The sequence below is a fragment of the Enterobacter sp. 118C5 genome, from assembly GCF_034107645.1.
Taxonomy (GTDB): Bacteria; Pseudomonadota; Gammaproteobacteria; order Enterobacterales; family Enterobacteriaceae; genus Enterobacter; species Enterobacter nematophilus.
Genome location: NZ_JAWNEU010000012.1, coordinates 117,021 through 125,105 on the forward strand (window position 1 = coordinate 117,021; position 8,085 = coordinate 125,105).

An 8,085-nucleotide genomic window follows, 5' to 3' on the forward strand; every position below is an offset into this window, starting at 1 on the left:
TAAGAGGCCATTATGAAATTATTAATTCTTGGCAACCATACCTGCGGCAACCGTGGCGACAGCGCCATCCTGCGCGGTTTACTGGATGCAATTAACACCCTTAAGCCTGAGACTGAAGTGGACGTGATGAGCCGTTATCCGGTCAGCTCATCCTGGTTACTGAACCGCCCGGTGATGGGCGACCCGCTCTACAGCCAGATGAAACAGCACAACAACGCCGCGGGCGTGATGGGGCGCGTGAAGAAAGTGCTGCGCCGTCGCTACCAGCATCAGGTGCTGCTTTCCCGCGTGACCGATACCGGCAAGCTGCGCAACATCGCGATCGCGCAGGGCTTTACCGATTTCGTACGTCTGCTGTCCGGCTATGACGCCATTATTCAGGTTGGCGGCTCGTTCTTCGTCGATCTCTACGGCGTGCCGCAGTTTGAGCATGCGCTGTGCACGTTCATGGCGAAAAAGCCGCTGTTTATGATCGGCCACAGCGTGGGGCCCTTCCAGGATCCGCAGTTTAACCAGCTGGCAAACTATGTGTTTGGCCACTGCGACGCGCTGATCCTGCGCGAATCGGTCAGCCTCGACATGATGAAGCGCAGCGAAATTGACACGTCTAAAGTTGAGCACGGCGTGGATACCGCCTGGCTGGTGGATCACCAGGACGATAACTTCCAGCCGAGCTACGCGGTGCAGCACTGGCTCGACGTGACGGCGAAACAGAAAACCGTCGCGATTACCCTGCGTGAACTCGCCCCGTTCGATAAGCGTCTTGGCACCACCCAGGCCGCCTACGAAAAAGCGTTCGCCGACGTGGTGAACCGCGTGCTGGATAGCGGTTACCAGGTGCTGGCGCTCTCAACCTGTACCGGCATCGACAGCTACAACAAAGATGACCGCATGGTGGCGCTGAACCTGCGCAACCTGGTGAACGACCCGTCCCGCTACCACGTGGTGATGGACGAGCTTAACGACCTGGAGATGGGCAAGCTGCTCGCAGCCTGCGACCTGACCGTCGGCACCCGTCTGCATTCGGCGATTATCTCCATGAACTTCGGTACGCCAGCTATCGCCATTAACTATGAGCACAAATCGGCCGGGATTATGCAGCAGCTGGGCATGCCGGAGATGGCCGTGGATATTCGTCATCTGCTGGACGGATCGCTCGGTGCGATGGTGGGGGACACCCTGGGTCAGCTGCCTGCGATCAATGAACGTCTGGCGGTGGCGGTGAAAGCCGAGCGCGAGAAGGGCATTGGTATGGTGAAATCGGTACTTGACCGCGTGCGGGAGGGGAAATGAAGGTTGGTTTCTTCTTGCTGAAATTTCCGCTGTCGTCTGAGACATTTGTACTGAATCAAATCACCGCGTTTATCGATATGGGATATGACGTGGAGATCGTTGCCCTGCAGAAGGGCGACACCAAAAATACCCATGCGGCGTATACCCAGTATGGGCTGGAGGCGAAGACCCGCTGGCTGCAGGACGAACCGGCCGGGAAGCTGAGCAAGCTGCGCTATCGTGCCAGCCAGACGTTACGCGGGATCCACCGCGCGTCCACGTGGCGCGCGCTGAACGTTTCCCGTTATGGATCGGAATCTCGCAATTTAATTCTGTCGGCCATCTGCGGGCAAACGGCGCAGCCGTATCGTGCCGACGTGTTTATCGCCCACTTTGGCCCGGCGGGCGTCACCGCCGCGAAACTGCGTGAGCTTGGCGTTATTGACGGCAAAATTGCGACCATCTTCCACGGTATCGACATTTCCAGCCGCGAGGTGCTGAACCACTACACGCCGGAGTATCAGCAGCTTTTCCGCCGCGGCGACATGATGCTGCCCATCAGCGACCTGTGGGCCGGACGCCTGAAAAGCATGGGCTGCCCGGGAGAAAAAATTGCCGTATCGCGTATGGGCGTGGATTTAACGCGTTTTACCCGCCGCCCGGTTAAGGTGCCGGGAAAACCGCTGCAGATCATCTCCGTAGCCCGTCTGACCGAGAAGAAAGGTCTGCACGTGGCGATTGAAGCCTGCCGCCAGCTGAAGGCGCGCGGGGTGGCGTTCCACTATCGCATTCTCGGCATTGGGCCGTGGGAGCGTCGTCTGCGCACGCTGATCGAACAGTATCAACTGGACGATGTCGTGGAGATGCCGGGCTTCAAGCCGAGCCATGAGGTCAAGGCGATGCTCGATGAGGCGGACGTGTTCCTGCTGCCTTCGGTAACGGGCGCCGATGGCGATATGGAAGGCATTCCTGTGGCGCTGATGGAGGCGATGGCCGTGGGGATCCCGGTGGTATCGACCCTTCACAGCGGCATTCCGGAGCTGATTAAATCTGACCATTCCGGCTGGCTGGTGCCGGAGAATAACGCGATGGCGCTGGCGGATCGATTAGCCGCCTTCAGCGACATCGACCAGCAGGCGCTGGAGCCCGTGCTCCACAATGCCCGACAAAAAGTTGAAACCGATTTTAACCAGCAGGTGATCAATCGCCAGTTAGCGAGCCTGCTGCAAACGCTGTAACGCCGAGGTTGTATGCTGAAAAAGATTACCCGACGCACTTTTGTCTCTTATCTGTCCGTTCTGGCGGCTACGCCGCTGCTGTCGTCCCGCATCGCGCGGGCGGCAAGCGGAAAGACGGTCTCCATTAATCAGTACAATAACAACGACTGGATCGCCGCCTTTAAGCAGGCGTTTAAGGACGGTGACACCGTCGTTGTCCCGGCCGGGCTTACCTGTGAAAACATCAATACGGGCATTTTCATTCCCGACGGTAAAACGCTGCTGATCCGCGGGGCGTTAACCGGCAACGGACGCGGTCGCTTTGTGCTGCAGGAAGGCTGCAAAGTGATCGGTGAAGGCGGCGGGCGCACGGAGAATATTACGCTCGACGTTCGCGGCTCTGACTGTGCGATCAAAGGGCTGGCAATGAGCGGGTTTGGTCCGGTAACGCAGATCTACATTGGCGGCAAGAAACCTCGCGTGATGCGCAATCTGGTGATTGATAACATCAGCGTGACCCAGGCAAACTACGCCATCCTGCGCCAGGGCTTTCACAATCAGGTCGATGGCGCCCGCATCACCAACAGTAAATTCAGCCATCTGCAGGGCGATGCGATCGAGTGGAATGTGGCCATCAATGACCGCAATATCCTGATCTCCGATCATGCGATCGATAACATCAACTGCACCAACGGCAAGATCAACTGGGGCATCGGCATCGGCCTCGCCGGCAGCACCTACGATAACGACTACCCGGAAAAACAAACCGTTAAGAACTTCGTGGTGGCAAATATCACCGGCAGCAACTGTCGCCAGCTGGTGCACGTTGAGAACGGAAAACATTTTGTTATCCGCAATATTAAAGCAAAAAATATTACCCCCGATTTCAGTAAAAAGGCGGGTATAGATAACGCCACGGTGGCTATTTATGGCTGTGATAATTTTATTATTGATAATGTCGACATGGTCAATAGTGCCGGAATGTTAATCGGTTATGGGGTGATAAAAGGCGATTATTTGTCCATCCCGCAGAACTTCAAGCTCAACAATATTCATCTGGATAATCGCAAGCTTGCGTATAAGCTGCGCGGAATACAAATTTCATCCGGTAATGCGACCTCCTTTGTAGCGATCACTAATGTGGAGATGAAGCGGGCCACGCTTGAGCTGCACAACAAGCCGCAGCATCTTTTCTTACGTAATATCAACGTGATGCAGGAGGCTGCCATTGGCCCCGCGCTGAAGATCAACTTCGACCTGCGTAAAGATGTGCGGGGTAAATTTATGGCCAAAGATGAAACCTTGCTGTCGCTGGCGAACATCAAAGCGGTGAATGAGAAGGGGCAGAGTTCGGTGGATATTGACCGGGTGGATCAGCAGGTAGTGAATGTGGAAAGGCTGAATTTTGCGCTTCCGCACAGATAATCGACAATTTTCTTTTTTGAGACTATTCCTGGCAAAGAAGTGTGATCTATTCAGATTACAACTACAGAAATTTGTGGGGCCAGGGCGTAACATTACCTGAGGATTACGGCAAATCATGCTGGCGAAAACAGGTTTAAGAGCTATAATTCGTCAACCAATTAAGGTGGAAGAAATAATGATTAATTTGAAAGCAGTCATTCCGGTAGCAGGCCTGGGCATGCATATGCTGCCCGCCACAAAAGCCATTCCTAAAGAAATGCTGCCGATCGTCGACAAACCGATGATTCAATACATCGTCGACGAGATTGTTGCTGCAGGGATCAAAGAAATCGTCCTGGTTACCCATTCGTCAAAGAATGCGGTTGAGAACCACTTCGACACCTCTTACGAACTCGAAGCGCTGCTTGAGCAGCGCGTCAAACGCCAGCTGCTGGCAGAAGTGCAGTCTATCTGTCCGCCGGGCGTGACCATTATGAACGTGCGTCAGGCGCAGCCGCTGGGTCTGGGTCACTCGATTTTGTGTGCCCGTCCGGTAGTGGGTGATAACCCATTCATCGTTGTTCTTCCGGACATCATTATCGATACCGCTTCAGCCGATCCGCTGCGTTACAATCTGGCGGCAATGGTGGCACGTTTCAATGAAACGGGCCGTAGCCAGGTGCTGGCGAAACGCATGAAGGGAGACCTCTCCGAATACTCCGTTATCCAGACGAAAGAACCGCTGGAGACGGAAGGGCAGGTGAGCCGCATCGTTGAATTCATCGAAAAACCGGATCAGCCGCAGACGCTGGATTCGGATCTGATGGCGGTTGGCCGTTATGTTCTTAACGCCGATATCTGGGCCGAGCTGGAAAAAACTGAGCCGGGCGCCTGGGACCGTATCCAGTTGACCGATGCAATAGCCGCGCTGGCGAAAAAACAGTCTGTTGACGCGATGCTGATGACCGGTGACAGCTACGACTGCGGTAAGAAGCTGGGATACATGCAGGCGTTTGTGAACTATGGGCTGCGCAACCTGAAGGAAGGGGCGAAGTTCAGAAACAGGATTGAGAAGCTGTTGGCTGAAGACTGATATTCCTGCCACGCCCTGAACAAACGGCAGTCGTCATTTTGGTGTATTGAAACATAACCAAAATGATGACTGCCGTTTTTTGTTATTAATTTTAATGATTACATAGAGTTATCTGATTCAAATCTCAGCAGCTTTGTAGCGATTTGTGCTTGTTTCTGAGGTCGTTTAGGACGACAATTAACGCCAGTTTTTGTCTGTAACCAGACAAGTAAAATCATTTAATCAAACATCGCTCAGTGCACTGGTAGCTGTTAAGCCAGGGGCGGTAGCGTGCCTGGCATTTACATTTGAATTTTAAACGAACAGTTGTGAACGAGACAGTTTCACGCAAATCTGCACTACGTGCGGGCGTAAATATCAGATTGAGCCGATAGGGGATGTCAATGAAAGTAATGGTGACGGGCGGGACCGGGTTTCTTGGAACTGCTTTAGTCCAGGCGTTGAAGTCATCAGGACACGAGGTGATATTAACAACGCGCAAGCAGGAGAACCCTGAACAGGGCATTTACAACCTGGGTGATATCTCAGCCAATACCAACTGGTTAAGTCTCCTGCAAGGATGCGACACAGTCATTCATACCGCAGGAAGGGCGCATATCCTTAATGATGATGCTCAGGACGCTTTAGCGGAATTTCGCCGTGTCAATCACGATGCGACGATGAAATTAGCGAGCGATGCTGCGACCAGCGGAGTTAAACATTTTATCTTTGTAAGCTCAATCGGCGTTAACGGTAATGCCACCTCAGGGATCGCCTTTACTGAGGCCTCGGAGCCACAACCCACCTCTGATTACGCCATTTCCAAGCGAGAAGCCGAGCAGAGTCTGCTTAATCAATTTGCAGAAAGCGATATGGCGATCACCATTGTTCGCCCGGCATTGATTTGTGGTGAAAATGCACCGGGTAATATACAGCGCCTTTTAAAACTGGTTTCTAAAAACCTACCGTTGCCATTTAAAAATGTCACGAACAAGCGAGCGCTGGTGTCTCTGGATAATGTCGTCAGTTTCATCAGCGAATGCGTGGTAAATGAGAAATCCAAAAATCAACTCTATTTACTCGCCGATGCAGAACGTCCTTCAACCGAAGATATGATTAATGCCTTTGCCTCAGGAATGGGCATTAAAGCGAAACTGGTCTCATTCCCAACGGGTATCTTCAGGTTATTGCTTTCTTCAGTTGGCAAACGAGGTATTTACGATCAGCTGTTTGGCGATCTGGAAGTCGATGCCTCTAAATCCCGGGAACATTTAAACTGGACGCCCCCGATAACCCTTTTTGAAACGATGAAAAAAACGGCGAAATATTATATCGAAGGTAATAAGTAATGATGAGTTTTGGGATTGTGATATTCGCTTTTTTAGTATCATGTGCGCTGACCTGGGGGCTACGTGGTTATGCCATTAAACATAACGTTATTGACCGTCCAAACCAGCGAAGTTCGCATTCGATACCAACCCCACGAGGGGGCGGGGTGGCGATCGTCCTGACACTTCTGGCGGCGTTAGTCTGGTTTTATTTCAGCCGCGCGCTGACGCTGGATAGCTTCCTGGGGTTATTTATTCCAGGATTGATTGTTGCCATCATCGGTTTCCTTGACGATCACGGCCATATCGCGGCACGCTGGCGTCTGTTGATGCATTTCCTGGCGGCAGCAATCGGCATCTACTTCTTAGGCTCTTTCCCTGTCATTACGCTGTTTGGTTATGACGTTTCCTTATCTTGGGTTGGTATGATTCTGGGCTGCGTTTATCTCGTCTGGATGCTTAACTTATATAATTTTATGGATGGGATTAATGGCTTAGCTAGCTCGGAGGCCATCACCTTTGCTGCATGTAGTGCGGTATTAATAGCTATCGACCCGTATACAGACGCGCCAGGCACTTTTTATCCTCTCACGCTTGCCCTTATTGGTGCCGGAGCCGGCTTTCTTGTCTGGAACTTCCCGGTCGCGAAAATCTTCATGGGCGATGCCGGAAGTGGTTTTCTTGGGATAACAATCGGACTGATGATCCTGCATATTGCGAAAGTTGACTCACACTTCTTTATTGCAGAATTATGCTTGCTGGGCGTATTTATCGTCGATGCCACGACAACGCTATTTAGGAGGCTCGTAGCAGGTAAAAAGGTCTATGAAGCACATGCCAGCCATGGCTACCAAATCCTCGCAAGAAAATATGGCAGCCACGTTCCGGTGACATCATTGGCAATTGCCGTCAATCTGCTGTGGCTTTTCCCCTTCGCCTTTTTTATTGCCTCAGGCAAAATTGATGGTGTTGTGGGGCTGCTCATCGCCTGGTTCCCGCTTCTCGTTGTTGCACTGAAATGTGGTGCAGGCGTTAAAGACAAAGAGAGCAACGTCAATGCATGACTTATTGATTTTGGGCGCGGGTGGTCATGGCCGTACGCTGTACGAGACAGCGAGACTGCTGAGATATAAGGATATTGTTTTCCTCGACGATAATACCTCTGCCTGCCAGGAAATTAACCAGCTGATTATTGGAAAAATTTCCGAACTACAGTTACATATTGGTAAGGTCAGTCATGTCGCTATTGGCATCGGAAACAATAAAGTCAGAGAGCAGCTCTATCAGCAACTGTTCGACTTAGGTATTCATCCTGTAACGCTTATACACCCCTTTGCATTTGTCAGTCCATCGGCGACCCTTGCTGAGGGTTCTGTTGTGTTAGCGGGAGCTGTAGTGGGCGCCAACGCAAAATTAGGTTTGGCGACGATTGTGAATAGCCACACGACAATAGATCACGATGCCATTCTTGGTGATTTCGCTCACTTAGGTGTTGGTGTCCATCTTGCGGGCAGCGCTGTGATTGGGAAATCAGCGTTTCTCCAGGCGGGGACAGTGGCTGGTTATAATACTAAAGTAGACGATTACTCAGTGTGTCCGGCTGGTACTATTTTATAAACTGAATGCAAGCTTTAGTGAGGCGACCAGTTTTTAGTATGCTAAATTATTTAATATCTTTACCCAGACCAATTAAGCGGATTATTACTCTCTTCATAGATGTTATACTGCTATTATGCGCTTTTTGGTTTGCATTTTGGGTGCGTATTGATTCAATGACTCCGATATATAGTAC

At 51.6% G+C, this 8,085-nt stretch carries 7 protein-coding genes; all 7 read left to right on the forward strand.

All coding sequences use genetic code 11. The features are described from left to right. Positions 1 to 12: 12 nt before the first annotated feature. The 7 genes from wcaK (at position 13) to UTO39_RS17985 (ending at position 7,910) form a co-directional block, all read left to right on the forward strand. Entirely contained in the window at positions 13 to 1,293 is a 1,281-nt protein-coding gene (gene wcaK / locus UTO39_RS17955) for a colanic acid biosynthesis pyruvyl transferase WcaK (protein ID WP_151413078.1), read from the forward strand. Next, positions 1,290 to 2,510, forward strand: a complete 1,221-nt coding sequence (wcaL, locus tag UTO39_RS17960; protein WP_061097680.1) for a colanic acid biosynthesis glycosyltransferase WcaL — start codon at positions 1,290 to 1,292, stop codon at positions 2,508 to 2,510. The genes wcaK and wcaL overlap by 4 nt, the downstream gene beginning before the upstream one ends. 12 nt (positions 2,511 to 2,522) lie before the next feature. Next, positions 2,523 to 3,914 carry a colanic acid biosynthesis protein WcaM gene (gene wcaM / locus UTO39_RS17965; RefSeq protein ID WP_320727733.1) on the forward strand — a complete coding sequence of 464 codons (1,392 nt, stop codon included), beginning with the start codon at positions 2,523 to 2,525 and terminating at the stop codon, positions 3,912 to 3,914. A gap of 175 nt (positions 3,915 to 4,089) precedes the next feature. Then, positions 4,090 to 4,986 (forward strand): GalU regulator GalF, encoded by an 897-nt coding sequence (gene galF, locus UTO39_RS17970; protein ID WP_320727734.1) that lies wholly within the window; start codon positions 4,090 to 4,092, stop codon positions 4,984 to 4,986. Positions 4,987 to 5,369: 383 nt separating this feature from the next. Beyond that, positions 5,370 to 6,314, forward strand: coding sequence for an NAD-dependent epimerase/dehydratase family protein (locus UTO39_RS17975; RefSeq protein WP_320727735.1), 945 nt, complete (start codon positions 5,370 to 5,372; stop codon positions 6,312 to 6,314). Continuing rightward, positions 6,314 to 7,357 carry a glycosyltransferase family 4 protein gene (locus tag UTO39_RS17980; RefSeq protein WP_320727736.1) on the forward strand — a complete coding sequence of 348 codons (1,044 nt, stop codon included), beginning with the start codon at positions 6,314 to 6,316 and terminating at the stop codon, positions 7,355 to 7,357. Before UTO39_RS17975 ends, UTO39_RS17980 begins: the two co-directional genes overlap by 1 nt. After that, on the forward strand, positions 7,350 to 7,910 hold the full coding sequence (locus tag UTO39_RS17985) for a sugar O-acyltransferase (protein WP_320727737.1): 561 nt from the start codon (positions 7,350 to 7,352) through the stop codon (positions 7,908 to 7,910). The genes UTO39_RS17980 and UTO39_RS17985 overlap by 8 nt, the downstream gene beginning before the upstream one ends. The last annotated feature ends 175 nt before the right edge of the window (positions 7,911 to 8,085 follow it).

Bases quoted from the DNA above. Each gene is read 5' to 3' on its own strand.
- wcaK (WP_151413078.1), top strand. From the start codon at position 13: ATGAAATTATTAATTCTTGGCAACCATACCTGCGGCAACCGTGGCGAC.
- wcaL (WP_061097680.1), top strand. From the start codon at position 1,290: ATGAAGGTTGGTTTCTTCTTGCTGAAATTTCCGCTGTCGTCTGAGACA.
- wcaM (WP_320727733.1), top strand. From the start codon at position 2,523: ATGCTGAAAAAGATTACCCGACGCACTTTTGTCTCTTATCTGTCCGTT.
- galF (WP_320727734.1), top strand. From the start codon at position 4,090: ATGATTAATTTGAAAGCAGTCATTCCGGTAGCAGGCCTGGGCATGCAT.
- UTO39_RS17975 (WP_320727735.1), top strand. From the start codon at position 5,370: ATGAAAGTAATGGTGACGGGCGGGACCGGGTTTCTTGGAACTGCTTTA.
- UTO39_RS17980 (WP_320727736.1), top strand. From the start codon at position 6,314: ATGATGAGTTTTGGGATTGTGATATTCGCTTTTTTAGTATCATGTGCG.
- UTO39_RS17985 (WP_320727737.1), top strand. From the start codon at position 7,350: ATGCATGACTTATTGATTTTGGGCGCGGGTGGTCATGGCCGTACGCTG.